At 71.9% G+C, this 25,538-nt stretch carries 22 protein-coding genes and 3 pseudogenes; 9 read left to right on the forward strand and 16 right to left on the reverse strand.

All coding sequences use genetic code 11. The features are described from left to right. Nucleotides 1–280 precede the first annotated feature (280 nt). The 4 genes from ACFWR9_RS15655 to ACFWR9_RS15670 are packed head-to-tail and all read left to right on the forward strand — an operon-like array spanning nucleotide 281 to nucleotide 4,136. Nucleotides 281–571 carry a hypothetical protein gene (locus ACFWR9_RS15655; RefSeq protein WP_383841469.1) on the forward strand — a complete coding sequence of 97 codons (291 nt, stop codon included), beginning with the start codon at nucleotides 281–283 and terminating at the stop codon, nucleotides 569–571. A gap of 27 nt (nucleotides 572–598) precedes the next feature. Then, nucleotides 599–1,435 (forward strand): hypothetical protein, encoded by an 837-nt coding sequence (locus tag ACFWR9_RS15660; RefSeq protein WP_383841472.1) that lies wholly within the window; start codon nucleotides 599–601, stop codon nucleotides 1,433–1,435. Further along, a complete protein-coding gene (locus ACFWR9_RS15665) occupies nucleotides 1,435–3,372 on the forward strand; it encodes a fumarate reductase/succinate dehydrogenase flavoprotein subunit (RefSeq protein ID WP_383841475.1) in 1,938 nt (645 codons plus the stop codon). The genes ACFWR9_RS15660 and ACFWR9_RS15665 overlap by 1 nt, the downstream gene beginning before the upstream one ends. Beyond that, complete coding sequence (locus ACFWR9_RS15670; protein WP_383841477.1) at nucleotides 3,369–4,136, forward strand: succinate dehydrogenase/fumarate reductase iron-sulfur subunit; 768 nt, start codon at nucleotides 3,369–3,371, stop codon at nucleotides 4,134–4,136. Before ACFWR9_RS15665 ends, ACFWR9_RS15670 begins: the two co-directional genes overlap by 4 nt. Before the next feature lies 1 nt (nucleotide 4,137). Here ACFWR9_RS15670 and ACFWR9_RS15675 read toward each other — a convergent pair. From ACFWR9_RS15675 to ACFWR9_RS15725, 11 genes and pseudogenes are all read right to left on the reverse strand, one after another. After that, nucleotides 4,138–4,773, reverse strand: a pseudogene (locus tag ACFWR9_RS15675) (hypothetical protein); the annotation flags it as partial. Nucleotides 4,774–5,135: 362 nt separating this feature from the next. Then, entirely contained in the window at nucleotides 5,136–7,718 is a 2,583-nt protein-coding gene (locus tag ACFWR9_RS15680) for a SpoIIE family protein phosphatase (protein WP_383841480.1), read from the reverse strand. A 229-nt stretch (nucleotides 7,719–7,947) separates the two neighbouring features. Then, a complete protein-coding gene (locus tag ACFWR9_RS15685; RefSeq protein ID WP_383841482.1) occupies nucleotides 7,948–8,358 on the reverse strand; it encodes an ATP-binding protein in 411 nt (136 codons plus the stop codon). Nucleotides 8,359–8,492: 134 nt separating this feature from the next. Further along, nucleotides 8,493–8,915 carry a (deoxy)nucleoside triphosphate pyrophosphohydrolase gene (locus tag ACFWR9_RS15690; RefSeq protein ID WP_383841485.1) on the reverse strand — a complete coding sequence of 141 codons (423 nt, stop codon included), beginning with the start codon at nucleotides 8,913–8,915 and terminating at the stop codon, nucleotides 8,493–8,495. A 42-nt stretch (nucleotides 8,916–8,957) separates the two neighbouring features. After that, nucleotides 8,958–9,173, reverse strand: a complete 216-nt coding sequence (locus ACFWR9_RS15695; RefSeq protein ID WP_383841488.1) for an SPOR domain-containing protein — start codon at nucleotides 9,171–9,173, stop codon at nucleotides 8,958–8,960. 811 nt (nucleotides 9,174–9,984) lie between these two features. Beyond that, entirely contained in the window at nucleotides 9,985–10,737 is a 753-nt protein-coding gene (locus tag ACFWR9_RS15700; protein WP_383841491.1) for a GntR family transcriptional regulator, read from the reverse strand. A gap of 147 nt (nucleotides 10,738–10,884) precedes the next feature. Continuing rightward, complete coding sequence (locus tag ACFWR9_RS15705) at nucleotides 10,885–12,099, reverse strand: DUF4190 domain-containing protein (RefSeq protein ID WP_383841493.1); 1,215 nt, start codon at nucleotides 12,097–12,099, stop codon at nucleotides 10,885–10,887. Between the two features lie 253 nt (nucleotides 12,100–12,352). Next, on the reverse strand, nucleotides 12,353–13,933 hold the full coding sequence (locus ACFWR9_RS15710) for a S8 family serine peptidase (protein WP_383841496.1): 1,581 nt from the start codon (nucleotides 13,931–13,933) through the stop codon (nucleotides 12,353–12,355). 276 nt (nucleotides 13,934–14,209) lie between these two features. Then, nucleotides 14,210–15,007: an SDR family NAD(P)-dependent oxidoreductase gene (locus ACFWR9_RS15715; RefSeq protein ID WP_383841618.1), complete on the reverse strand. Its 798-nt coding sequence runs from the start codon at nucleotides 15,005–15,007 to the stop codon at nucleotides 14,210–14,212. Between the two features lie 110 nt (nucleotides 15,008–15,117). Then, nucleotides 15,118–15,561: pseudogene (locus tag ACFWR9_RS15720) on the reverse strand (helicase-related protein); the annotation flags it as partial. Nucleotides 15,562–15,667: 106 nt separating this feature from the next. After that, nucleotides 15,668–16,240, reverse strand: coding sequence for a helix-turn-helix domain-containing protein (locus tag ACFWR9_RS15725; protein WP_376361866.1), 573 nt, complete (start codon nucleotides 16,238–16,240; stop codon nucleotides 15,668–15,670). Nucleotides 16,241–16,333: 93 nt separating this feature from the next. Between ACFWR9_RS15725 and ACFWR9_RS15730 the strand changes: the two genes are divergently transcribed. Next, nucleotides 16,334–16,960, forward strand: a complete 627-nt coding sequence (locus ACFWR9_RS15730) for a class I SAM-dependent methyltransferase (RefSeq protein WP_383841499.1) — start codon at nucleotides 16,334–16,336, stop codon at nucleotides 16,958–16,960. A 134-nt stretch (nucleotides 16,961–17,094) separates the two neighbouring features. After that, the gene (locus ACFWR9_RS15735; protein ID WP_383841502.1) at nucleotides 17,095–17,595 is read left to right on the forward strand and encodes a DinB family protein; all 501 of its coding nucleotides are present in this window, start codon (nucleotides 17,095–17,097) and stop codon (nucleotides 17,593–17,595) included. Between the two features lie 39 nt (nucleotides 17,596–17,634). On the opposite strand, the gene ACFWR9_RS15740 is transcribed toward ACFWR9_RS15735, so the two are convergent. Further along, nucleotides 17,635–17,877 (reverse strand): hypothetical protein, encoded by a 243-nt coding sequence (locus ACFWR9_RS15740; protein WP_383841504.1) that lies wholly within the window; start codon nucleotides 17,875–17,877, stop codon nucleotides 17,635–17,637. Between the two features lie 345 nt (nucleotides 17,878–18,222). Then, a complete protein-coding gene (locus ACFWR9_RS15745) occupies nucleotides 18,223–18,591 on the reverse strand; it encodes a hypothetical protein (RefSeq protein WP_383841507.1) in 369 nt (122 codons plus the stop codon). A gap of 563 nt (nucleotides 18,592–19,154) precedes the next feature. Between ACFWR9_RS15745 and ACFWR9_RS15750 the strand changes: the two genes are divergently transcribed. Then, entirely contained in the window at nucleotides 19,155–19,733 is a 579-nt protein-coding gene (locus ACFWR9_RS15750; RefSeq protein ID WP_383841510.1) for a dihydrofolate reductase family protein, read from the forward strand. On the opposite strand, the gene ACFWR9_RS15755 is transcribed toward ACFWR9_RS15750, so the two are convergent. After that, on the reverse strand, nucleotides 19,715–20,437 hold the full coding sequence (locus ACFWR9_RS15755; RefSeq protein ID WP_383841513.1) for a helix-turn-helix domain-containing protein: 723 nt from the start codon (nucleotides 20,435–20,437) through the stop codon (nucleotides 19,715–19,717). The two genes, ACFWR9_RS15750 and ACFWR9_RS15755, sit on opposite strands and share 19 nt — an antisense overlap. A 154-nt stretch (nucleotides 20,438–20,591) precedes the next feature. On the opposite strand from ACFWR9_RS15755, the gene ACFWR9_RS15760 reads away from it, so the two are divergent. Then, the gene (locus ACFWR9_RS15760) at nucleotides 20,592–20,822 is read left to right on the forward strand and encodes a hypothetical protein (RefSeq protein ID WP_383841516.1); all 231 of its coding nucleotides are present in this window, start codon (nucleotides 20,592–20,594) and stop codon (nucleotides 20,820–20,822) included. Between the two features lie 495 nt (nucleotides 20,823–21,317). Next, complete coding sequence (locus ACFWR9_RS15765; protein ID WP_383841519.1) at nucleotides 21,318–22,460, forward strand: Fic family protein; 1,143 nt, start codon at nucleotides 21,318–21,320, stop codon at nucleotides 22,458–22,460. A 327-nt stretch (nucleotides 22,461–22,787) separates the two neighbouring features. Here the strand turns inward: ACFWR9_RS15765 and ACFWR9_RS15770 are convergent. Together ACFWR9_RS15770 and ACFWR9_RS15775 are read right to left on the reverse strand one after the other, a co-directional pair. Continuing rightward, nucleotides 22,788–23,689 (reverse strand): annotated as a pseudogene (locus ACFWR9_RS15770) (ATP-binding protein); the annotation flags it as partial. 180 nt (nucleotides 23,690–23,869) lie between these two features. Continuing rightward, nucleotides 23,870–25,525 (reverse strand): amidohydrolase, encoded by a 1,656-nt coding sequence (locus tag ACFWR9_RS15775; RefSeq protein WP_383841522.1) that lies wholly within the window; start codon nucleotides 25,523–25,525, stop codon nucleotides 23,870–23,872. Between the last annotated feature and the right edge of the window lie 13 nt (nucleotides 25,526–25,538).

Here is a 25,538-nt window from a genome sequence, read left to right on the forward strand (position 1 = left end):
CGTTATGATCGCTTTTGGCAGTATATGGAGTTGATCATTTGTATCCAGCCGTATGTGGCCACTGAAGGGGAAAGGATTCGGCAGCGGAGGGCGACACGTCGGCAACGGCCGGTAAGGCCACCCGAGTGGAGCAACACACCTGGGAGTGCATCCACGCGCCTCGGCCAATCGGTGCACATCCCTTCCCACCGGCAGGTGTGACGCGCAACACTCGCAGGCGCATGAACGTCGCCATCCAAGGCCGGCCCCTGGCCGCGTCCGAAGGAAGTGAGGTCACGTCATGTCCGTGCACGATGAACTGACAAGGATCCAGCACACGCTCGACGACCTGTCCCGCTCGGTGGGCCGCCTTGAACAGCAGGTCGGCAGCGGCGGCCTGGAGATCCGCCGCGTCCGCACCGACGCCGAGCACCTGCGCGAGAGCGTCGCGCTGCTGCGCGAGGCCGCTGCCTCGCCGGGCGCACCGAAGCGGCCCGACCTCGTCACCATCTCCGACGATCCGTACGACCTCTCGCTGTGGACGGACACGGACGACGAGGGACTGGGCGCCCGCGACCGCCACGCCCCCTGAACCCGACCCGACGACCGGAGTCGCCCAGTGGCCACTGGAACCGAACCTCCAGCCACCGAACCCCATCCCCGGGGCGGCGGCGTCCACACCCCGACGCGCGCCGCCATCCGCGCACCGCACCTGCGCACCGACCGCTGGTGGCTGGCACCGGCCGCCACCGCCGCGGGCCTGCTGGCCTTCGTCGTCTACTCGACCTGGCGGGCCTTCGCGGGCGCGGACTACTACGCGGCCCCGTACGTCTCGCCCTTCTACTCCCCCTGTCTGGCGGAGAACTGCGAGCCGATGCGCGGCGGACCCAACTGGGAACTGTTCGGCGGCTGGTGGGGCATCTCCCCCGCGATCATCATCCTGATCTTCCCGCTCGGCTTCCGCCTGACCTGCTACTACTACCGCAAGGCCTACTACCGGGGCTTCTGGGCCTCCCCGCCCGCCTGCGCCGTGGCCGAGCCGCACAAGAAGTACACCGGCGAGACCCGCTTCCCGCTCATCCTGCAGAACATCCACCGGTACTTCTTCTACGCGGCGCTGCTGGTCGCCCTGATCCTGACCTACGACACCGTGCTCGCCTTCCGCGACGAGCACTACGCGTGGGGCCACATGGGCCTGGGCACCCTGGTGTTCCTCGCCAACATCGTGCTGATCTGGGCGTACACCCTCTCCTGCCACTCCTGCCGGCACATCGTCGGCGGCAAGCTCAAGCACTTCTCCCGGCACCCCGTGCGCTACCGGATGTGGCAGTGGGTCGGAAAGCTCAACGCCCGGCACATGCAGCTCGCGTGGGCTTCGCTGGTGAGCGTGGCGCTGGCCGACTTCTACGTGTATCTGGTCGCGTCAGGTGTCTTCGACGATCCGAGGTTGTTCTGATGTCCGTGGTCGACCGGCAGCAATGGGACGTCGTCGTGGTGGGCGCGGGCGGCGCCGGGCTGCGCGCCGCCGTCGAGGCCCGCGAGCGGGGCGCCCGTACGGCCGTGATCTGCAAGTCGCTGTTCGGCAAGGCGCACACCGTGATGGCCGAGGGCGGCATCGCGGCCGCCATGGGCAACGTCAACTCCGGGGACAACTGGCAGGTCCACTTCCGCGACACCATGCGCGGCGGCAAGTTCCTCAACCAGTGGCGGATGGCCGAGCTGCACGCCCAGGAGGCGCCGCAGCGGGTGTGGGAGCTGGAGACCTGGGGCGCGCTGTTCGACCGTACGAAGGACGGCCGGATCTCCCAGCGGAACTTCGGCGGCCACGAGTACCCGCGCCTCGCCCACGTCGGCGACCGCACCGGCCTGGAGCTGATCCGCACCCTCCAGCAGAAGATCGTCTCGCTCCAGCAGGAGGACTTCCGCGAGACCGGCGACCACGAGTCCCGGCTCAAGGTCTTCCAGGAGTGCACGGTCACCCGCGTGCTCAAGGACGGCCGCCAGGTGTCCGGCGTCTTCGGCTACGAGCGGGAGACCGGCCGCTTCTTCGTGCTGGAGGCGCCCTCGGTGGTGATCGCCACCGGCGGCATCGGCAAGTCCTTCAAGGTGACGTCGAACTCGTGGGAGTACACCGGGGACGGCCACTCCCTGGCGCTGCTCGCCGGGGCGCCCCTGCTGAACATGGAGTTCGTGCAGTTCCACCCGACGGGCATGGTCTGGCCGCCGTCGGTGAAGGGCATCCTCGTCACCGAGTCGGTGCGCGGCGACGGCGGGGTGCTCAGGAACTCGGACGGCAAGCGGTTCATGTTCGACTACATCCCGGACGTCTTCAAGGAGAAGTACGCCCAGTCCGAGGCGGAGGGCGACCGCTGGTACGACGACCCGGACCACAACCGGCGTCCGCCCGAACTGCTCCCCCGCGACGAGGTCGCGCGCGCGATCAACGCCGAGGTCAAGGAGGGCCGGGGCTCCCCGCACGGCGGGGTCTTCCTGGACGTGTCGACCCGGATGCCCGCCGACGTGATCAGACGCCGGCTGCCCTCCATGTACCACCAGTTCAAGGAGCTGGCCGACGTCGACATCACGGCCGAGGCGATGGAGGTCGGGCCCACCTGCCACTACGTGATGGGCGGCATCGCCGTCGACTCCGACACGGCCGCCGCGCGCGGGGTGCCGGGGCTGTACGCGGCCGGTGAGGTGGCCGGCGGCATGCACGGCTCCAACCGGCTCGGCGGCAACTCGCTCTCCGACCTGCTGGTCTTCGGACGCCGGGCGGGCCGGCACGCCGCCGAGTACGCGGCGGGCGGCGCGTCCGGCGCCCGTCCGCGGGTGCACGACCCCCAGATCGACGCCGCCGCCGCGGAGGCGCTGCGGCCGTTCTCCGCAGAGGCGGAGGCGCCCGACGAAGGCCCGCCGGAGAACCCGTACACCCTCCACCAGGAACTCCAGCAGACGATGAACGACCTGGTGGGCATCATCCGGCGGGAGCCGGAGATGAAGCAGGCCCTGGAGAAACTGGCCGAGCTGCGGGTACGGGCCCGCCGGGCCGGCGTCGAGGGGCACCGGCAGTTCAACCCGGGCTGGCACCTCGCCCTGGACCTCAGGAACATGCTGCTGGTCAGCGAGTGCGTGGCCCGGGCCGCGCTGGAGCGCACCGAGTCCCGCGGCGGGCACACCCGTGAGGACCATCCGTCGATGGACCGCCGGTGGCGCCCGGCCAACCTGCTGTGCTCGCTGGCCGACCCGGCGGGCGGCCTGGTCGCCACGGACCCGGAGCGCGGCCAGATCACCCTGGAACGGCAGACCACCGAGCCGATCCGGCCCGACCTGCTCGCCCTCTTCGAGAAGGAGGAGCTGGTGAAGTACCTCGCCGAGGAGGAGCTGTCCGAATGAGCGGCTACGAGGCCCGCTTCAAGGTGTGGCGCGGTGACGTCGAAGGCGGCGGACTGGAGGACTTCAAGGTCGAGGTGAACGACGGCGAGGTGGTCCTCGACATCATCCACCGCCTCCAGGCCACCCAGGCCCCCGACCTCGCCGTGCGCTGGAACTGCAAGGCGGGCAAGTGCGGTTCGTGCTCCGCGGAGGTCAACGGGCGGCCGCGGCTGCTGTGCATGACCCGGATGTCCGTCTTCACCCGCGAGGAGACCATCACCGTCACGCCCCTGCGCGCCTTCCCCGTCGTCCGCGACCTGGTGACGGACGTCGGCTTCAACTACACCAAGGCCCGCGAGATCCCGTCCTTCGTCCCGCCCGCCGACCTCGGGCCGGGCGAGTACCGGATGACGCAGGAGGACGTGGACCGCTCGCAGGAGTTCCGCAAGTGCATCGAGTGCTTCCTGTGCCAGGACACCTGCCATGTCGTCCGTGACCACGAGGAGAACAAGCCGGCCTTCGCGGGCCCCCGCTTCCTCATGCGCGTCGCCGAACTGGACATGCACCCGCTGGACGCGGCCGAGGACACCGGCCTGGACCGCGGGCGCACGGCCCAGGACGAGCACGGCCTCGGCTACTGCAACATCACCAAGTGCTGTACGGAGGTCTGCCCCGAGGGCATCAAGATCACGGACAACGCGCTGATCCCCCTCAAGGAACGGGCCGTGGACCGCAAGTACGACCCACTGGTCTGGCTGGGGTCGAAGATCCGGCGCCGGTCCTAGATCACCGGTCCTGACGGACCCAGCCCTCGCGGTACTCGTCCCAGTTCGCCTCGCTCGCCGCGAAGTCGATGTACGGGGCGACACCGAAGAGCTCCCGGTCGGCGTCCGTCCGGGACAGTCCGAGGCGGACGCCGCGGACGGCGGCGGCGACGGTCTCGGCGTGGCCCCAGTGGTCGAAGTTGCTCTCGTAGTAGAAGGGCAGGCCCATCAGCAGGTGGGTGGTGGGCGGCGTGACCTCCAGGGCGAGGGAGGTCTGCTGGGCCACGTAGCCGCCGTAGGTGCCCTCCAGGGGCTGCGCGGTGTCGTACGACATCACGGCGATCTGGGAGCGGGTCGATCTGGTGGGCGGCGACGGAGAGCTGCGCGTCCCGGGCCCGGGTGACGGCGTGCACGTCGTCCAGGAGGGAGAGGTAGTCCCGGTCTCCGGAGAGTCGACGACGGCGGCGCGGGTGGCGGCCTTCTCCAGGTGCATGCCGTCGGGGCCCTCGGTGGCGAGGACGTCGCCGAGGAAGGCCTGGACCCGGACGCCGGGCAGCTCGCGGTGCACGGCGTCGATCAGCCAGCGGGCCTTGGGGTACAGCGACTTCGGCAGGGTGCCGTCGTGCTCCATCGGGCCGGTGTGGACGTCCTGGTCCTGCTCCTCCCCCTCCTCACCGCCGAGACAGCCCTCCGCGTCAACTACATGGGCGACCCCGCCGACGGCACGTACACCAGGAACCGCGACGCGATCTGGCTCGGCCACGCCTGGGTCGACGGCCGCAAGGACGACGCGAGGGTGATGCGGCGGAGCCGTCTTCTTCTTTTTGGTTTCCCACCCGCACCACCCGTGCTGCTTTCGTTGTCGGGTGCGGGTGGCCCCTTTGGGGTGTCCTCGCCGTCGGCGGCTTTCGGTTCCGTGTGTCCCACCGGGTGTCCCCTCCCTGCGGCGCGCGTACGCTCCGGACCTGTTGCCTGCGGGGACGAGTCGAACCAGTGTTCCGGTTGCGGTCAGGGGTGCGGTCAGAACAGGCTCAGCAGGGCCTCCGCCGGGTCCGTGAGCTGGGTGTCGCCGCCCGGCAGGGGCAGTTCGAACCACACCGTCTTGCCGCGTGGCGTACGGCGGGAGCCCCAGGCCGCGCTGAGCAGCCCGACCAGTTGCAGGCCCCGGCCGCCCTCGTCGGTGTCGCGGGCGCGGCGCCTGCGGGGCTGGACCAGGCCGGAGTCCCAGACCTCGCAGACCAGGGTGCGGTCGAGGAGGAGGCGGAGCCTGATCTCGCCCTCGCCGTACCGGAGCGCGTTGGTGACGAGTTCACTGACCAGCAGCTCCGTCGTGTCGACCAGCGGTTCCATGTCCCAGTCGAGCAGCTGGGCGCGGGCCAGCTCGCGGGCCCGGCCGACGCTGCGCGGCTCGCGCGGCAGGGTCCAGTCGCCGACGGACTCCGTGGGCAGGCCCTGGACGCGGGCCATCAGCAGGGCGATGTCGTCCTCGCCGTGGTGGCTGTCGAGGGTGTTGAGGACCTGGTCGCAGACGTCCTCCAGGGGCCGGGTGGGGTCCGTGAGGGCGCCCACGAAGGCCTGGAGTCCCTCGTCGAGGGGATGGTCGCGGCTCTCGACCAGGCCGTCGGTGTAGAGGGCGAGCAGGGCGCCCTCGGGCAGTTCGACCTCCACCTCCTCGAAGGGCTCCCCGCCGACACCGAGCGGCAGGCCGGGCGGCACGTCCAGCATCAGGGCGGACTCGCCGGGCTCGACCAGGACGGGCGGCAGGTGGCCGGCGTTGGCGAAGGTGCAGCGCCGGGTCACCGAGTCGTAGACGGCGTACACGCAGGTCGCCAGGTAGACCTCGGAGAGGTCGGCCTCGCGGGGGCGGCGGGCGGCCCGGGTGGCCTGCTGGACGCCTCCGGGTGCGCCGAGGCCGCGCGCGATCTCGTCCAGCTGGGAGAGCACCTCGGCGGGTTCGAGGTCGAGCTGGGCCAGGGTGCGGACGGCGGTGCGGAGTTCACCCATCGCGACCGCGGCGCGCAGACCGCGGCCCATGACGTCGCCGACGACCAGCGCGGTGCGGTGGCCGGGGAGTTCGATGACGTCGAACCAGTCGCCGCCGACCTCGCTGGCCCGGCCGGTGGCCGCGTTGCCGGGCAGGTAGCGGCAGGCGATGTCGAGCCCGGACGCCTCGGGGTCGCCGGGCGGGAGCAGGGAGCGTTGCAGTATCAGCGCGCGTTCGTGCTCGCGCCGGTAGAGGCGGGCGTTGTCGATGCAGACGGCGGCGCGCGCGGCCAGTTCCACGGCGAGGTCGCGGTCCCGGTCGCCGAAGGGCTCGCTGCCCTTGGTGCGGGCGAACTGGGCGAGTCCGACGACCGTGTCGTGGGCGACCATCGGCACGGCGAGCGTGGACTGCACGAGGCTGCCGTCCTCGGCGGGGACGGTGCGCGGGCGGGCCGTGCGCAGGGCGTCCGCGCAGGGCGAGTTGAAGGGGTAGTGGTGGACGGCGCCGAGCTGGACGCGCTCGCCCGCGCCGTGCAGGGGCGCGTCGGAGACGGCGCTGGAGTAGGCGACGCGGCGCAGCTCCGCGCTGCCGTCGGCGAGGCCGGGCGGGGTCTCGTCGCCGACGAGGAGGCCCTGGTAGAGGTCGACGGTGGCGAGGTCGCAGAAGCCGGGGACGACGACGTCGAGGAGTTCGCGGGCGGTGGTCTCCAGGTCGAGGGAGTTGCCGATGCGGGCACCGGCCTCGTTGAGCAGGGCGAGGTTGCGGCGGGCGGCGGCGGCCTCGCGGGCGGCGGCGCGGCGGGCGGTGATGTCGGTTCCCAGCCAGGCGACGCCGATGGGGCGGCCGGAACCGCTGTGCACACGGTAGAGGTTGACCGACCAGTGGCGGCGTTCCTCCGAGCCCGGCACGAATCCCGTGACGTGCATGTCCGTGATGGAGTCGCCGCTCTCCAGCACCCGGCGCAGGGTCGCGGAGACCCGGTCGGCCTCGGCGCGCGACAGATAGTCGTGGACGCCCTTGCCGCGGTGGTCGTCGGGCGTGCCGCCGAAGGTGGAGGCGAACCGGTGGTTGGCGCGGCGCACCCGGAGGTCGGGGTCGATCAGCAGGAAGCCGAACGGAGACTGGCCGAATATGGCCTGCGAGGCGGCGAGATCGGTCTCGATGCGGCGCAGGACGCGCACGTCGACGACGATGCAGACGGCGGCCTTCTCGCCGTCCTCCGTGCGCGTCGGCATGACGTACACCTCGGCGAGGCCGCGTGTTCCGCGTCCGGTCCCTGAGCCGCTGCCGGCGTCCGGCGCGCGGTAGGGGACCACGCCGGTCCACTCCCGGCCGTCGAGGATCTCGGCCATCTTGCGCTGGCCGCGCTCCCGCAGGTCGGGGTCGATGAAGGCGTCGATGGGGTCGGTGCCGACGGCGTGTTCGGCGGGGATGCCGAGCAATTGCTCCGCGCGCAGGCTCCACTGGTCGACGAGCCCGTCGGGGCCGATGGAGAAGGACGCGACCTTGATGTAGTCGTAGATGGAGCCGGGCGGGCTGCTCTGCCACACCGCGTCACCGAGTGGCGCGTCTTCCGACGGGCCCTCTGACTCCGTGGGCCTCGCTGGTATCTCGCTCACGCGAACCGTCCCCTCCAGCTCACCGCGTCCGGCACCGGTCACCCAAGGCGGCTGCCCGCAGTATCCAGCACTACGGCACCGCACAACACGGTGTTCACGATCACAGCACGGTCCCGATGGTTTTCGGTCCGGACCGTGCCAACACTTCCAGTCTTCTAACCAGCGGACACGGCATCGAATCACGCAGTTCGACAACTGCCACTGGCCTGAACCAGTTGTAGCCGTTCTGTCATCCCGGGAGCGTGAGTTCGAACCACACCGTCTTGCCCGCCTCTCCGGCCCGGGTGCCCCAGCGGTGCACGGAGGATGCCACCAACTGGAGACCGCGGCTGTCCTCGTCCTCGGGACTGGCGACGCGCTCGCGCGGCGGGTCGGGCAGCGGGTCGGAGACCTCCACCAGCAGGATCCCGGGCGGGGCGGCGGGGCGGCGGAGCAGGCAGACGCCTATGGGGCCGGTGGCGTGCCGCAGGGCATTGGTCACCAGCTCGCTGACCAGCAGGATGGCGATGTCGCCGACGCTGTCCAGGCCCCACTCGCGCAGGGCGCCGCGGACCTGCCAGCGGGCGGTTCGCACGGCGTCCGGCGCCGCGGGAAAGACCCACTCGGCACGGCCGCCCTCGCTGTCGATCACGCCGCTCACTTCCCGGCCGGCGATCCCCCACCCATGTCTGGTTTCATGGGGTTAATGGGCACATACCCGGGATTCGGGCTCGGTACCGCTCGGGAGGGCGCACTGTGGCACGAGCGGCGTGCGGGGCGCTCATGACGGCCCGTTCACACACCCCGCGCATCCGTCGCGCCCAGCCCCAGGTGCGCGAGCGCCCGCTCGACGGCCGGCACGTCCTGGTCGAGCCAGGGCACGTCCCAGATCCGGGCGGGGGTCAGCCAGCGCAGGGCGTCGTGGTCCTCAAGAGGTTCGGGGGCGGGGGAACCGGGGAGCAGCCGCGCGGTCCACACGTGCAGGACGAAGGGTGATCTCAGGGGCCACTGCCCCGGGACGCGCTCCCCGGCTTCGACCGCCACTCCCAGTTCCTCGCGCAGTTCACGCACGAGGGCGGCCTCGGGCGTCTCGCCCGCCTCGACCTTGCCGCCGGGCAGCTCCCAGCGTCCGGCCAGTTCGGCCGGTGCGCTGCGGCGCGCGGCGAGCAGGCGTCCGGCGTCGACCAGGGCGGCGCCCACCACGATCCGTTCCGTCATGCGCCGGAGCCTACGGGCTGTCCGGCCGGCCGTCGGCCCCGGTCAGTCCGCCGCGCCCTTCCCGTTCGCACTGAGCCGCTCGACCCAGTAGAGCTGCTGGTGACCGCGGCCGTCGAGGGTGTCCGCGATCTTCTGGGCCTCGGCCCGGGTCGCGTACCTGCCCACGCGGTAGCGATTGCCGTTGTCGTCCTGCCGGACGACCAGCCAGGGAAGAGTGACCGTGCTGTCGTTCATCGCGCCCCTCCACTTCCCGCCCACGGCCCGCGCCGCGCCCCGCCCGCCAAGGAAACCCCGATCCGCATATGCCCGAGCCTACGCCCAACCTTCACGGAGCGAATACGGCTTTGTACAAAGAGGTACGCAACCAGCCAGAACGCAGGGGGCGCACGATGCGGAACGCGCCGTCTCCGCACACCGATGCTTCCGGTCGGAGGCATGGCGGCGCCGACGGAGGCCACCTGCGGGAACGATCGGATTGACCGGATTCATGCGCCGCGCGAACGGCGGGACCGGGCGGCAGGGCGGGCCGACGGGCACGGGAAGGGGGCGCGGGAGGCGCACGGGAGGCGTGCGCCATCTCACACACCTGTAGGCCGCCCCAACTTCCCCGGCGGCGCCGCTGGTTGGTGGCGGGGGCCGCCGCCGGGTGACGGGCGGGGGCCGCCGCCGACAGACGGGCGGGGGCCGCCGCCGACAGACGGGCGGGGGGGCGCCGTCGGGTGACGGGCGGGGGCCGCCGCCGACAGACGGGCGGGGGCCGCCGCCGACAGACGGGCGGGGGGGCGCCGTCGGGTGACGGGCGAAGGCCGCCGCCGGACGACGGGCGAGGGCCGCCATCGAGTGACGGGCGAGGCCGCCGCCGGACGACGGGCGAGGGGCGCCGCCGACAGACGGGCGGGGGGGCGCCGTCGGGTGACTGGCGAAGGCCGCCGCGGGATGACGGGCGAGGGCCGCGATCGGGTGACGGGCGAGGCCGCCGCCGGACGACGGGCGGGGCCGCCGGCAGACGGACGGGGGGCGTCGCCTGCTGACGGACGGGGAGCGTCGCCCGCTGACGGACCGGGGGGCGCTACCTCACCGGCAAGTGGTAGGCGACCCGGTACCGGTCGGCGGGGACGACAACCTCGGCCGTCTCCACCGCGCGGCCCGAGGCGTAGAACGTGCGCTGGACGACCAGGACCACATGTCCGGGGACACCGCCGAGGGCGAGCAACTCCTCGGCGAGGCCGGGGCGGGCGCCGACCTCCTCGGTGACGTTGTCGACGACGACGTCGATGGCGGCCATCCGCTCGACGACGCCCATGCCGCCGAGCGGCCCCTCCTCGGGCAGCATCACGGGAGTGCGGCCGGTGACGTCCAGCGGCTCCCAGGAAGTGGAGAGCATCATGGCCTCGCCGGCCTCCCGGAAGACGTACCGCGTGCACATCACGCGGTCGCCGGGCTTGATGGCGAGCCGCTCGGCCACGGCGACGCTCGCCTCGGCCTGTTCGCTGCGCGACTCCCAGGTGCCGTGCGCGTCGCCGTCGGCCTGCTCCTGCCGGAAGGGGGTGGCGCCGCCGGTGGGCCGGTATCCCGAGCGGGCGACACGGCGGGGCACGGGCCGCTCGCGCACGTACGTCCCGGAACCGGAGCGGCCCTCGACCAGCCCCTCGGCCATCAGCACCTTGCGCGCCTCCAGGGCGACGGTGTCCGAGACGCCGTACTCCTCGCGGATCCGCGCCTGCGACGGCAGGCGGGTATGGGGCGGCAGCAGGCCGTCGGCGATCTTCTTGCGGAGATCACCCGCGACACGCAGATACGCCGGCTGCTCACCGAATGTCACTGGCCGCTCCCATCAGGTTGTACAGACAGCAACAGCGTGGCAACCGTAGGTTGTACCAGGCAAGCAAAGGCCAGAGAATCACTCGATGTGATGACGTGTGCCGCCCGGGGGCTTTACGCAGGCACTTTCTCCCCGTTATAGGAGCGGTCACACCTCCAGACCGGGGTCGCTCCCGCCGCCGTCGCCGCCGCCCTCGTACTCGGGCGACGTGGTGGCCAGCCCCAGAGCCTTGCGGGCGGTGACCGTGGTGTCGGCGAAGACGAGGTCGTAGCCCTTGCCGTAGTGCTCGAAGTACGCGTCGACGTCAGGGGCCTTCGCGGCCAGGGCCCACTCCTTCTGCGCCACCTTCAGGTCCTCGACCAGCTCGGCGACCGGACGGTCCGCGTCGGCGGGCCAGTCGTGCCGGTCGAGCATCGCGATCTCGCCCCTGAGCGCCTCCGACACCTGCCCCGCCCAGACCCGGTAGGCCGCGAAGTCGTCCTCGACGGCCTCCGCGTCGGGCACCTCGTCCATCGCCCGGTTGAGGTAGCCCTCCGCCAGCAGGTACGTGTGCTGGTCCGAGTCGAGTCCGGCACCGTCGTTGCGGAGCGAACCGGTCAGCGTGGCCCGCTCGTCCGTGTTCCCGAACAGGCAGGTGATCTCCCGGTCGCCGGTCCGCCAGCTCTCGGAGGTCGGGGTCAGGTAGTACACGTCGACGTCGGCAGGCAGCGCCCACCGGTCCATCGCGTAGGCGTCCTGAAGGGCGTAGCACCGGTCGTCCGCGGTCCGCGTGATCTCCGCGTCGCCGGGGAAGGAGCCGCTCGGCAGCTCGAAGGAGGCGAACACCTCGCCGTCGTGCTTCTCGTCGCAGGAGACCTCGTCGACGTCGTACGTCACGCCCTGGAGGGAGCCGCTGGGGGTGGTGAAGCACTGGCCCTTCTCCAGCCCGTAGGCGGTGCCCTCGCCCCGCGCGGCGTCCCGGAAGCCGTCCCAGAAATCGGCGGCGGCGCCGGTGGAGAGCGACACCACCCACAGGACCAGCCCCACCGAGGACAGCACGGAACCGGCCACGGCGAACCCCTTGCCCCGCTCGCCCCGCTTCCTGATCTGCGCCAGCGCGACCAGACCCAGCACGAGCCCGACCGCCGGCACGAAGCACAGGAGACCGAGCACGAAGGCGGCGATCGCGAGCCCGTTGACGGACGGCCGCTGGGGGTACGCCCCGTAGGGGCCGTAGGGGTTCCCGGGATGCCCCGGATACCCCCAGGCACCCGGATACGGGTGCGGGGGCGCGGGGTACGGCCCCGGCGGCGGCTGCTGTCCCGGCGGGTACTGCCCCTGGGGATGGGGGCCTTGGGGCCCGGGCGGCGGCGGTATGGACACGTGTGCCGTGCTCCTGTTTCGGACGGTGACGCGAAGGCGCCGCGGAACTGAGGCCGGGCCCTCGCGGTGGCCGGCCGATCACTGAGCGCATGGTAAGCCGTGCTCTCCGCGGCCGGCGTCCGGCCCCTCGCGCTCCGGCATTCGCGCCTCGTCCTCGCGGCGGGCCGGGTCGCCGACCCGAAGCCTTACCGCGAGGACGAGTTCGTTCACTGAGCTGCCGTCAGAACGCCGTCAGAACTGCGTCAGAGCTGCGTCAGAACTGCAGGGCCCAGGCGTCGATCCGCCCGGTGTCCCACGACGCGTTGTCGCTGACGCGGAGCTTCCACGTGCCGTTCGCGGTCTCCGAGGAGGCGTTCACGGTGTACGTGGTGTTGATGTCGTTCGCGCTGCCGCCGGTGCCGTACGACTTCAGGGTGTACGCCGTGCCGTCCGGGGCGACCAGCTGGACCTGGAGGTCACCGATGTAGGTGTGGACGATGTTCACCTCGACCGCGAGGGACGACGGCGCGTTGCCCGAGACGCCGGAGACGGTCACCGGGGACTCGGCGGTGGCGTTGTCCCGGATGGTGTAGTCGCCGGTGTTCTCGAAGCGGTCGCCGGTCGGCGGGGGCGTGTCGCCGTCACCGACGTACAGCAGCCGGTTGGGCGAGCCGCTGCCCGGGTTCGAGACGGCGCCGCTGGTGGCGGCGGACGTCAGGGCGGTCGCGACCTGCGCGGGCGTGGCCGTGGGATTGCCGGCCAGGTGGAGCGCGGCGGCGCCGGCGACGTGCGGGCTGGCCATGGACGTGCCGGAGATGGTGTTGGTGGCCGAGTCGCCGCTGTTCCAGGCGGAGGTGATGGACGAGCCGGGCGCGAACAGGTCGAGCACCGAGCCGTAGTTGGAGTAGCTCGCGCGGGCGTCGCTCGACGTGGTGGCGCCGACGGTGATCGCCTCGGTCACCCGGGCCGGGGACTTGGTGGAGGCGTTGGTGGACTCGTTGCCGGCCGCGACGACGAAGGTGACGCCGGACGCGATGGCGTTGCGCACGGCGGTGTCGAGGGCGCTGTCGGCGCCGCCGCCGAGCGACATGTTGGCAACGGCGGGCTTGACCGCGTTGCGGGCGACCCAGTCGATGCCGGCGACGACCTGGGCGGTGGTGCCGGACCCCGAGTTGTCGAGCACGCGGACGCCGACGATCTTGGCCTGCTTGGCCACGCCGTAGGCGCTGCCCGCGACGGTGCCGGCGACGTGGGTGCCGTGGCCGTGGCCGTCCTGGGCGGTGTTGTCGTTGTCGATGGCGTCGTAGCCGTAGGAGGCGCGGCCGCCGAAGTCGTTGTGGGTGATGCGGACGCCGGTGTCGATGACGTACGCCGTCACACCCTGTCCGGCGCTGTCCGGGTAGGTGTACGAGTTGTCCAGGGGGCGGTTGCGCTGGTCGATGCGGTCCAGGCCCCAGGACGGCGGGTTGGGCTGGGTGCCGGTGACGTGGAAGGTGCGGTTCTGGACGACGGAGGCGACGGCCGGGTCGGCAGCGAGACGTTTCGCCTCGGTCTCGGAGGCCTCGACCGCGTAGCCGTTCAGGGCCTTGGTGTAGGTGCGCTCGATGTCGGCGCCGTACTTCTTCGCCAGCGCGCGGCCCTCTGCGGAACCGGACTTCGCCTCGTCCGCCTCCAGGGTCACGATGTAGCTGCCGGCGACCGCGTTCGCCGCGTCCGCGTACTGGACGTGGCCCTCCGCCGCGGTGGCGGGGAGCGCGGAGACGAGGCTCGCGGCGAGGGCCGCGGTGGCCACGGCGCCGACGGCGGACAGTCTTCGTCGGTTGGTGCGAGGGGGGTTGTGACGCAGCACTGCCATGTGAGGGGTCCTCCTCGGTCGGTGGTGCGTGGTGGGGTTCGTGCACGCCGAGCAGACCGCCCCGGAGAGACCATTAGGTCATGGCCATGTCAAAGCGGGGCGGTTTTGGTGCGTCAGCCGAAAGATTGAGGCTTCCAGAGGAATTGCACAAGGGTCCTGCACGGATGTGCGGACCCCGGTGTCGTTTGAGCGCCCGACTCGCCGGCCGCGTCGACCGGCGCTCAGTCGGCGCCCAGTCGGCTCTCAGTCGGGCCTCAGTCGGGCCTCAGTCGGGCCTCAGTCGTCGAACGCCGTGGCCCGGGTCTGCTTCTCCCACGCCTCGACGTCCCCCCGCACCTGGTCGAGATGGCCGAGGACCGCGCCGACCCCGTCGCCCCCGAGCGGCAGGCGCAGCGGGGTGTGCTCGGCGGCCAGGGCGGCGCGGATGACGGCCGCCGCCTTGGCGGGGTCACCGGGCTGGCTGCCGTCGCCGCCGGCGACCATCCCGCGGGTCTCGCCGACCTTGGCGTACACACCGCTGTCCGCGCTGGTCCCGGCGTTGCCGGCCGCGAACAGGCCGGTCCGGAAGGCGCCCGGCTCGACGATCAGCACCTTGATCCCGAACTCCCGCACCTCGTCCGCCAGCCCCTCGGACATCCCCTCCAGCGCGAACTTCGTGCCGCTGTACGCCGAGAACCCCGCGACCGACATCTGCCCGCCCATGCTGCTCATCTGCACGATCGCGCCCGAGCGCCGCTCCCGCATGTGCGGCAGCACGGCCCGGGTCAGCGCGGCCGGCCCGAAGACGTGCACGTCGAACAGCGCCCGCAGCTCCTCCTCGCCGGTCTCCTCGAAGGCACCGACGTGGGTCCGGCCCGCGTTGTTGACCAGTACGTCGATCCGTCCGTGCCGCGCCACCACGTCCCGCACGGCGGCCCCGGCGGCGGCCGTGTCGGCGAAGTCCAGGCGCAGCGCCTCCATCTGGTCCGGGTGCGCGGCCACGAGGTCGTCGAGCGCCTCGGGTCGCCGGGCCGCGCCGACCACCACGTCGCCGTCGGCCAGGGCTGCCTCGGCGATCGCCCGCCCGAAGCCCAGCCGTTACGCCCTGGCCCGGCGCCGGGAGGACGAGGGTCGGCCCCTGGTACGGGGATACGTGGAGGCGTACCGGCGGGTGCAGGCCGGGGGTGACGCAGGGTGACGGGCATTCAGGGCGTCGCGGTCTGTTCGTCGTTCATGCCCAGCCGGGCCTGCTCCTCCTCCACGATCCTGCGCGCCAGGTCCGTGTCCGACACGTACACGGCGTCCGGCGTCGCCTCGGCCACCGCGCTGCGCCGGGCGTAGGCGTCGAAGAGGCGGGTCTTCTTCTCCAGGAGCCGCACCATCCGCTCGTCCACTCCGCCGGTGGCGAGGAGCCGGTGCACGCTGACCGGCCTGACCTGGCCCATGCGGTGGGACCGCGCGACCGCCTGGTGCTCGATGGTCGGCTTGATCGGGGGCGCGCACACGACCACGACCGAGGCGGCCTGCATGTTGAGCCCGATCCCCGCCGCCTGGATCTGCGCCAGCAGCACCGCCGGGCCGGGTACGGCCGTGAACTCGTCGACGAGCAGCTGCCTGCGGGCGGGCGGCACACCGCCGGTGAGCGGGCCGCCTCGTGCAGCCTCGTGCCGCGCGCGACCGCCTCCCGCTCATCGCGCCCCATCCGGTACCGCGCCCCCTCCCGGCCGCTCCCCGGCCGTCCCCCCGGCCCGCCGTTCAGCCGCTGTGCACATGCGCGCGCACTCCCTGCAGCCCGAACAGGACGAGCAGTTCGACCGCGCCCCCGTCGGCGCTGCCCAGCCAGTGCGGCAGCGACGTGTCGAACTCGGCGGCCTCACCGGAGGACAGCGTCAGGTCGCGCTCCCCGACCAGCAGCCGCAGCCTGCCGCTCAGCACGTACAGCCACTCGAAGCCCTCGTGCGTCTGCGGCGTCGGTTCGAGCGGCGCGGGCCGGCTCGGGATGATCATCTTGAACGCCTGGGTCCCGCCGGGCCGCCGGGACAGCGGCACGAAGACCATCCCGAAGCGCCGGACGGGCTTCAGGTGGATCCGGGGATCACCGGTGCGCGGGGCGCCGACGAGGTCGTCCAGCGGGACGTCGTAGATCCGCGCGAGCGGCAGCAGCAGTTCCAGGGTGGCGCGGCGCTGTCCGCTCTCCAGCCGCGACAGGGTGCTCTCCGACACCCCGGTCGCCGTCGCGAGGTGGGCGAGGGTGATGCCCCGGTCCCGGCGCAGCGCGCGCAGCCTCGGGCCCACCGCGTCGAGTACGTCGTCCGTTCCGGCGTCCATCCGGCCACCTTGCCACAACGGCAAGTTTTCGTGCCAGCCGGTCGGGTGCCCGGTGAGACTGGCGGCATCACGACACGAGAGGGAGGAGTTCCGATGAGCGCCACGGACGAGGTCACGTTCTGGGACGGGCTCTACGCGGCCCGGCCCGCGGCGAACGACGCGCGGCCGAACCACCGGCTCGTCGAGGCCGTCACCGGGGTGCCGCCCGGCGACGCGCTGGACCTGGGGTGCGGCAACGGCGGCGACGCGCTGTGGCTCGCCCGACAGGGCTGGCGGGTCACCGCCGTCGACATCTCGGCCGTGGCGACCGAACGGCTCGCCGCGCACGCCCGCTCGCAGGGCATCGGCCACCTGGTCGGCGCCGAACGGCACGACCTGCGCGCGTCCTTCCCCGAGGGCCGGTTCGACCTGGTCTGCGCCCACTACCTGCACACGCCCTTCGACCTGGACCGGGCGGCGCTCCTGCGCACGGCCGCACACGCGCTGCGCCCGGGCGGGCGGCTGCTGGTCGTCGACCACGGCTCGACCGCGCCGTGGTCGTGGAACCAGGACCCCGACGCCCGGTACCCGAGCCCGCATGAGGTCGCGGCGGACATCGGCCTCGACCCGGCCGCGTATCCGGTCGAACGGGCCGACGCCCCGCGCCGCCTCGCGACCGGGCCCGGCGGACGGACCGCGGAGGTCGTCGACCACGTGCTGCTCATCCGGCGCGACGCCTGACGACGGCGGCCGACACACGACGCCTGACGGAGCGACGCCTCACGGAGCGACGCCTCACGCGACGCCTGACGGAGCGACGCCTCACGGAGCGGCCGAGAACGGTCGGTCGCCCCACCCCGACCAAGGAGGTCACCATGCCCCCCGCCACCCGACACGGCCGCCGCCGGGACACCCCGCCGCCCCGGACCGGGAGCAGCGAGGCCGAGACCCTGCGCGGGTTCCTCGACTACCTCCGGACCTCGATCGCCGGCACGGTCGACGGCGCCCCCGAACCCCAGGTCCGTACGGCCGCCGTGCCGTCCGGCACGAATCTGCTCGGCCTGCTCCACCACCTGACCCACGTCGAGCGCGCGCTCTTCCTCGGCGCGGAGGTGCGGAACTGGCAAGCGACGTTCCGGGCCGCGCCGGAGGACAGCGTGGCCGGCGTCGTCGCCCGCTACCGGGAGACCGTCGAGCGCGCGAACGTGGCGCTCGACGCGTGCACCGACCTCGCCGCACCGCTCCCCCGGCACCGGCCCGGCAAGCCCGCCCCCAGCGTCCGCTGGGCCCTCACCCACATGATCGAGGAGACGGGCCGCCACGCCGGCCACGCGGACATCCTGCGCGAGCTGATCGACGGCGCGACGGGGCGGTGACGGCGGTCGCCCCGGTGCGGTGGTGTGCGCGTACGGCGGTCAGCGCGTACGGCGGTCAGCGGCTCGGCGGTTGCGCCACCAGGTGACCAGCCAGAGGACGTTGACGCCGCCGAGCGTCACCAGCACCGCCGCCGAGTCGGCGTTGCGGGCGAGGCCGTGCTCCGGTCCCAGTCCCCGCGCCGCCCGCACCAACAGGGCGACGTCGAGGGGGATCGTGACGACGGCCATGAACGTCAGGCAGGCGGCCGTGCCGACGACGAGGACGACGCTGTAGAGGCGCACGGCCCGGCGTTCGTGCGGGGGGCAGCCGGGTGCTCGGATCGTCGGCCCTGGTGACCCGGGTGGTCCGAGGACGGACACGCGGCGCCCGCACCAGCCGCCGGAACCGGTACCGGGCGTACGCGAGACCGTCGCCGTACAGGTCCCGGCAGCCGGTGAGGTCCTGGAGGACGAAGTAGAGGTCGGCGCGCGTGAAGACCATGCACTGGAAGGGCAGCGGCAGGAGGGCCAGCAGCAGGGCCGCGGCCAGCAGCCGGTGGGCGGTCGTGCCGGTGTCGGTCAGGGCGAGGGCCAGGATCAGGGACGAGGCGACGGAGAGATTGAGCGCGACGCCGGAGAGGTAGGCGGTCAACCGGTGACGGTGCGGGGCGAGTTCGAGCCGCTGATGTCGGTCTGCATGACGAGGAACTGGAGCCGGGTGCCCAGCCGCATCCGTCCCGGCACCCCCGCGGCACGGGCGGTGACCAGATGCGCCGGCTCATGGGCGAGCAGCAGCGTCCACCCGGCCGCCGCCCCACTGAGCAGCACCAGGCTGCCGTGCGGGCTCCACAGCAGGTCGCGGTAGCCCGGCACCAGGTCGGGCCGGCGGAACAGGACGACGACGGCCACCGTCAGCAGTACACCGCCGAGCACGGGCAGCGCCGGGTGCAGGGCGAGCCGGACCTGGTGCGGGCCCAGCCACGGCAGTGACGCGCGCGGCGGTGCGACGTCCGGCACCGGACGGTCCCCGATCCGCGCCACGAAGCCCAGCGCGGTCAGGTCCCTGACGAAGTCCGTGATCGAACTCCTCGCCGGTCTCGGCGCGCAGGGTCCGTGCGGTACGGGTCACGCTGCATCCCTCGCCCAGGAGTTCCACCGCGCGTGCCCCGGCCGCCGGAAGCGCGACGAAGGTGCGGGTGCTCATGCGGCCGACGATCCACTCGTCCCGGTCCCGCCGTACCGCCAGGTCGTGCAGCAGGACGCGGGTCGACGGGTCGATCCGGGGCGGGTCCTCGGCGGCGGTGTCCGTCACGAGGGGTCCGTGGGGGCGTCGTTCACCTGATGCGCCCCGCAGGCCGGGCAGTCGGGGCGTCGTTCCGCGCGCTGCGTGATCGGGTCGCCGGGCAGCATGAGGTTGAGGCCGAACCGGCAGCCGGACGGGCGGGGCGGTGGGCGACCCGGTGGACGCCACGGAGACCTGACCCGGCCCTCCCCGCTGTCGTTTCCGTCCAAGACGAACCCCCGGGCCGCGTTCTAACGTGACCTCAACAGCTCGCCGACCACCATGAGGAGACAGCACCATGCGTGACTTGGTCTACACCGGCTTCATGTCGCTCGACGGCGTCGTGGACTCACCAGGCGGCGGGCCGAGCGAGGGGCACCGCAGCGGCGGCTGGGTGTTCAAGGACCTTGAGTTCGTGCCGGAAGCCTGGTCGCTGAAGGCCGAGGAGCTGGCCGACACGACGGCGCTGATGTTCGGCCGCCGCAGCTACGAGGCGTTCGCCCCGGTCTGGCCCGGCTCGGAGGACCACGCCGCCTACAAGGACATGCCCAAGTACGTCGTCTCGACCACGCTGTCCGACGATGCCCTCGTCGACGGGTGGGGGCCGACGACCATCCTGCGCTCGACCGAGGACGTCGCCGCGCTCAAGGAGGGCGAGGGAGGCGCGGTCTTCATCCACGGAAGCGCGGAACTGGCCCGGCGGCTCTCGGACGCGGGCCTGATCGACCAGTACAACCTGCTCGTCTTCCCCACGCTGCTCGGTGCCGGGAAGAGCCTGTTCGGCCGGTCCGACCGCGACAAGCAGATGCTGACGCTGCGGGAGTCGCAGAGCTATTCGAACGGCATCCTGAAGCTGGTCTACGACGTCAAGCGCTGATCCGGGCACTGATCCAGGTCAAGCGCGATCGGCCCGCCGGCCCCCTCGCGCAACTGTCCGGCGGTGCGACCGACATAGGCGCGCAGGGCCCGGGCCAAGTGCGGCTCGTCGAAGTACTCCAGCTTGACGACGACGTCGGCGGCCGGTCCCCCGGCCGCCAGCAACTCCGCTGCCATACGCGCCCGCTCGATCTGCCGGACGGCACCCCGCGTCAGCCCGGTCGCGGCACGGAACCGCCGCTCGACCGTACGCCCCGAGACCGCCGGCCGGTCCCCCCGAAGCACCTCGGAGACGAGCGGATCACGGACAAGAACCCCGGCCCGGACCAGACGCTCGACCAGCGCCTCGGCGTCATCGGCCCCGGGAGTCTCCCAGCGCCCCCCGTCCAGCCGGAACGTCCGCCGCGTGGTGTCGGGAAGCGCGACACCACCGTCGACCAGCCCCGACACGGGCACGGCCCGCAACGACGTACCCACGGCGAACTCGATCCCGGTGAACCTCGCCCCCTCCGGCACCGGCGCCGTACCGGCCCGAGTCTCGGGCCCGGTGACGCCCGCGAACGCCCGCCCCTCCTGCTCCCAGAACACCAGACCCCAACGCACCCCGGCGACGGACGTCATCCCGGTGACCTGCTCACTCCGGCAGGTCCACACGGCGTCGACCCACGACGAGTCGGACCCACGGGTCTCAAAGCGCAGCGACACGGCGGCAGAATACGCGGCGCCATGGCGACGCGGGCACCCGTCTCTCGACTACACGTTGAAGTGGAACTCGACCACAAGCCTCTGGCCTGCGAAAATACAGGCGCATCCCAGCACAGGATTCACGACAGAGCACAAGCGGGAGCAGGGCGTCTCGATGCCCTCGGAACTCCTCGGTGCCCTGCGCACGCGCCCCGGTAAGCGCGGCGTCTCCGCCTACGTGACCGCGGCAGTCCGGCATCAGCCGGCGATGGACGGCCTCGCCGAGATCGTGGCCGCCTACGAAGCCGAGCACGAGCCGTTGAGCGAGGCCGAGGTCCAAGCAGCGCAGCGCGAACTGTTCGGTGACGCACCGGCGCCGTACGCATCCGGCGACAGCACCGCATGAAGGCACCCGCGGCCAGGTCCCTGGTGAACACTCGGCCCGTACAGGCACAGTCGAGCGACTTCCCAGCGCCGTTGCTCCGTCACGCGAATGGCAAGTATGCGCTTGTCCCGCACTGACCATCCCGCGGCTTCTTCAAGCACCATGGAGAGTGCCTCCACGCGGCTAAGCATGGGCTCGACGCGGCCGAGAATGCCGGCCGTGAGCAGCCGACCCGGGCGACGGCGACCGGTGGTCAGCATCATGGTCACCATAAGGAGAGCCGGGATCCAGGCCGTGTTGAAGTTGAAGAGCTTCATGAAGAGGCTGACCTCATTCTCTCTCCACCCTGGCGCCGGACTGCTGGCGAGCACGCTGTAAGCGGTTGTTATGCACATGGACGTCACGATCATGGGCCGGAGCTTGGCAGTCGCCACTGACAGTGCGGCCCGGAATCGGCACACCCAGGTCAGCCGCTTTCCCCTTGACTTAATGACACAATCATAGTGTCATTGCTCCATGATGTACGTGACTCCGCGATTGGATGCCAACGACCACCGGGCCCTTGACGAAATCGAGGTCATGCGCCGTGCCCTGCGCCACATGCTCAGGGCCACCCCGCGCTGGACCCGCCAGCTACGCCGCAACCTCACCGCCCGCGCGATCGCCGGATCGAACACCATCGAGGGATACGCCGCGACGGTCGACGACGTGGAAGCCCTCATGTCCGGCGAGGAACCGCTGGAGACCGGGGAAAAGACACGTGCCGAGCTGGAGGGCTACCAGCGCGGCATGACCTACATCCAAGCCCTCGCCGACGCAGGTGACGCCTTCCGCTACGACGCCGGCCTGCTCAACGGCCTGCACTTCACATTGCAGGGCCACCATCTCGACAAGCGCCCCGGCCGCTGGCGCGACGGGCCCGTCTACGTCACCAGCCCCGACGACCCCCTGGTCCCCGCCTACACCGCTCCCGACCAGGCCGACGTCCCCACTCTGATGTCGGAGTTCATCGACTGGCTCAACGAAGGCGACCTCGACGCCCCCGTCCACGTCCGCGCTTCCATGGCCCACCTCAACCTCGTCAAGATCCACCCGTGGAAAGACGGCAACGGACGCATGTCCCGCGCCCTGTCCACCCTGGTGTTCTCCCGCGAGGCCCTGATGCCGCCTGAGTTCTCCTCCATCGAGGAGTGGCTCGGCCGGGGACAGAACACGTACGCCTACTACCAGGTCCTGGAGGACGTGGGCGGCCCGCACTGGAGTCCGGAGCGGGACACCCGGCCCTGGATCCGGTTCTGCCTGACCGCACATCACCGCCAGGCCCAGCAGGCCCAGCGCCGCTTCGATGTGATGTCACGGGCTTGGACCCGCTTGGTCGAAGGCGTAGAGGCAGCCGGCCTGGACGAGCGGGTCGTTTATGCCCTGCTGCCCGCCTTCTCGGATGCGAAGGTCCGCCGCACCGTCTACCAGCAGGACGCCGACCTCAGCGACCAGCAAGCCATTCGCGACATCCGGGAACTCGTCGCCCGCGGCTGGCTCGTCCCCCACGGCAAGGCCCGAGCCCGCTACTACGCCCCAGGCCCCCTCATGGACCCGGTCCGGGAAGAGGTCCGCCAGTCCATGGAGCCGTACGTGGATCCGTACCGGCGAGAGCGCTGACCCACCCGCACTTCCCTACCGCCGCCAGGCTCTGGACAGTGCACGCCCAGCATGTGCGCTCTCATCCAGCACGAATCCAGCACGGTACGGATAGGAGGGGTGATGACAGGTGACAGGAGGTCAGAGTATCCAGCACCTATCCAGCACCGTAAAGATCAAGGGGCCTGACCCCGGAGACCCAGACCCCGTCTCACCTGCACGTTTGCCAGATCAGCGACGTGGCGATACGTCAGCCGCTACACGGGCCGAGGTCTGCAGGACTTCTCCGCAAACGTCTGCGGCCCGATCGCGCTCACCAACTCCCGCGCCTCGCCCGTCATCCGCCACTCACAGCGGCCAGGCAGTCAGCAAATCGCCGGGGCCGTAGGCGGCATCGAGCCCCGGACAGTCGACTCCGCTGCGCGAGACCGCCGCGACCGGAACGGGTTCGTCGGTGAGGGCGGCCCGGTGTCGATGGAGAGCTGCCAGGTCGTGCCGGTCGAAGGGCGACTGCTCCAGCCACTTGATGGAGCCGACGAAGAGCAGCTCCTTGGCAACGGGGGCGCGGTCCGCCCCGACGATGTCGATTTCGACGTCGTGGGTGCGGGTCCAGTAGCCGCCCACCGCGGGGGCCGCGGGCAGCTGGTCGTCGGGCAGTATCCGCGCCAGGGCCTCACGGACAAGGGGCTCGACGGCCCGTCCGCGCCAGCTGGTCCAGTTCTCCCGGATGCGCGCCAAGGTCAGATCGCCTCGCCCTCGCTCGATCTCCGCCATGACGGGCCGAGCACGTGCAGCCAAAACCGCAGGTAGGGATCTGTCACCCGGTAGCGGCGGTCCTTCGACGGGCGCAGCGATACGGGTAGCTCCCCGGCGACGATCCGCTTGTCCGCCAGCAGCTCCAGCGCTCGCTGCAGCGGGGTCGCCCCGATGCCGCCGGCCGCGCGGGCGATGTTGGTGAAGGTCCGCTCGCCGCTGCCGATCGCCGCCAGCACCGCACGGGCCTGGGCCTGGGGTGGGAACTCCGCTGCCAGCGAGCGCTCGGCGGATACCAGCAGGGCCGAGACCGGATCGTTCAGCGCTTCGCCAAGGAAGTCCCACAGCCCCGCGCCGTGCGGCCACTCCGCGCAGATCAGCGGCAGCCCGCCGGTGACCAGCGCGGCGTCGAGGGCTTCCGCCGGATCCAGCTCGAGCATCCGCCCCACTTCGGCAGGGTTCAGCGGTCCCAGCACCATCTCGCGGCCGCGCTGATGAGCCGCGGCCGCGTCCAGTTCCGCGTACGTGATGACATGGCCGTCGAAGCGCAGGGCGGGCCGGTCCGGATGGCGACGGGCCGTCGCCGCCAGGTTCTCCGCGATGTTGGGCATGGGTCCTCCTGTGGTGCTGCGGCTCGCAGACCTGTGATCATCAAGTGCGCTGCGGGATGGGGTGGTTCAGGCGGTCCACGTGGGGCGTCCACCGAAGTAGGTGGCGGTCACGGCGACCTGGTCCAGGAAGCGGTCCGGGTCGGCGGTGCGCGGGTCCCGGCTCAGGACGGCCAGATCCGCGCGCATGCCGGGGCGCACCATGCCGATCTCGTTCTCCAGGTGGAGCTGCCAGGCGGGGTTGACGGTGACCGCGCGCAGCGCTTCGTCGATGGTCAGCCGTTCCCGTGTGCCGTGGACACGGCCGCTGCGGAGCGTGCGGCGAGTGAGGGCGGTGGCGATACTGGACAGCGGGTCGGTGGGTGAGCAGGCGCCGTCGTTGTGAAGGGAGAGGCGGTGGCCCGCGTCCTGGGCGGAGCGTGCCGCCATCCAGTTGTCGGCGATCTCAGAGCTGAACAGGTCGTCGGCGAGGACGTCGCCCCACCAGCGGATGTGGTCCATGAACAGGCTGACGGTGGCCCCGAGTTGGGCCGCGCGACGAAACTGGGCCGGAGTGACGGCGCCGCAGTGCTCCAGGCGGGGCCGTAGCCGGCGCAGTCGCTGCGGGTCGTCCTGTGCCGCTTGTTCGTACGCGTCGAGGACGGCGTCGACGGTGACGTCACCGTGCACGTGGCAGGCCACGGGGAAGCCGCGCTCGGCGAACATCCGGACCAGATCGGCGAGTTCGCCAGGCGTGTAGTTCATGGATCCGTGGGAGCAGGGGTCCAGACCGATGCGTCGCGTCGCCTCGTTGTCCTGATAGGGGAAGCTGGTGGCGATGCTGCCCTCCCAGGCGGTGCCTTCCGCCCAGAACTTGATGCCGCTGACCCCGAAGAGCTCCGTCGCGGGCGCATGGCCGGCGAATCGCTGATCGCCTTCCTTGGCCAGCGCGGCGGTGCCGATGAGGTAGGAGCGTACGCGCAGCGGTACGCCGGGGCGCTCAGCGGCCTGCCGCAGGGCGTCCACCAGGTCGGGCAGGGTGGCCATGTCGGTGGCTGTGGTGATGCCAACCCGGGCGTGCTCGGCGTAGGCCCAGTCCAGAGCGGCCGCGAGCCGGTCGGGCCGCAGGCGGTCGCCGATCGCCACGCGGGCCAGCGGCTCGACCGCGGCGGTCTCGTGGGCCACGCCGGTGGGTTCGCCGTCGGCGTCGCGGACGTAGCGGGCCCCGGCCGGGTCGGGGGTGTCGCGGGTGACACGGGCCGCGCGCAGCGCCGCGGTGTTGGCGTAGGCGGCGTGGCCGCTGTTGGTGAGGACGACCAGGGGCGCGTGCGGCGACATCTCGTCGAGCACGTGTCGCTCCAGGGGCGGCAGGTCGCGCTGGAGCAGGAGATCGATGCCGTACGCGGCGACAGGCTCCCCCTCGGCGGCCGCCACCGCCTCGCGGATGCGGCGCAGCACCCCCTGCCCGGTCGGTTCCATGAAGGGGCGCACGTCCAGGGCGGGCGGCGCGAGCGCCAGGGCCATGGTGGTGGGGTGGCCATGGGCCTCGATGAAACCGGGCAGAACGGACTGCCCGGCCAGATCGACGGTTTCGGTGCGCGGGCCGCGCAGCGCGAGGACCCGCTCGGCCGTGCCGACGGCCTGGATGAGGCCGTCGGACACGGCGATGGCCTCGGCCTCGGGGGCACTGGTGTCCATCGTCAGGACCGGGCCGCCGGTGAGGATCAGTTCGGGATGGTCAGCCATGTCTGCTCCAGGG

The organism is Streptomyces sp. NPDC058534, assembly GCF_042717365.1.
Taxonomy (GTDB): Bacteria; Actinomycetota; Actinomycetes; order Streptomycetales; family Streptomycetaceae; genus Streptomyces.

Coding starts and splice junctions, on each gene's coding strand:
- ACFWR9_RS15655 (WP_383841469.1), top strand. CDS start 281: ATGTCCGTGCACGATGAACTGACAAGGATCCAGCACACGCTCGACGAC.
- ACFWR9_RS15665 (WP_383841475.1), top strand. CDS start 1,435: ATGTCCGTGGTCGACCGGCAGCAATGGGACGTCGTCGTGGTGGGCGCG.
- ACFWR9_RS15670 (WP_383841477.1), top strand. CDS start 3,369: ATGAGCGGCTACGAGGCCCGCTTCAAGGTGTGGCGCGGTGACGTCGAA.
- ACFWR9_RS15690 (WP_383841485.1), bottom strand. CDS start 8,915: ATGACGGAACGGATCGTGGTGGGCGCCGCCCTGGTCGACGCCGGACGC.
- ACFWR9_RS15710 (WP_383841496.1), bottom strand. CDS start 13,933: ATGGCAGTGCTGCGTCACAACCCCCCTCGCACCAACCGACGAAGACTG.
- ACFWR9_RS15725 (WP_376361866.1), bottom strand. CDS start 16,240: ATGGACGCCGGAACGGACGACGTACTCGACGCGGTGGGCCCGAGGCTG.
- ACFWR9_RS15730 (WP_383841499.1), top strand. CDS start 16,334: ATGAGCGCCACGGACGAGGTCACGTTCTGGGACGGGCTCTACGCGGCC.
- ACFWR9_RS15735 (WP_383841502.1), top strand. CDS start 17,095: ATGCCCCCCGCCACCCGACACGGCCGCCGCCGGGACACCCCGCCGCCC.
- ACFWR9_RS15750 (WP_383841510.1), top strand. CDS start 19,155: ATGCGTGACTTGGTCTACACCGGCTTCATGTCGCTCGACGGCGTCGTG.
- ACFWR9_RS15760 (WP_383841516.1), top strand. CDS start 20,592: ATGCCCTCGGAACTCCTCGGTGCCCTGCGCACGCGCCCCGGTAAGCGC.
- ACFWR9_RS15765 (WP_383841519.1), top strand. CDS start 21,318: ATGATGTACGTGACTCCGCGATTGGATGCCAACGACCACCGGGCCCTT.
- ACFWR9_RS15775 (WP_383841522.1), bottom strand. CDS start 25,525: ATGGCTGACCATCCCGAACTGATCCTCACCGGCGGCCCGGTCCTGACG.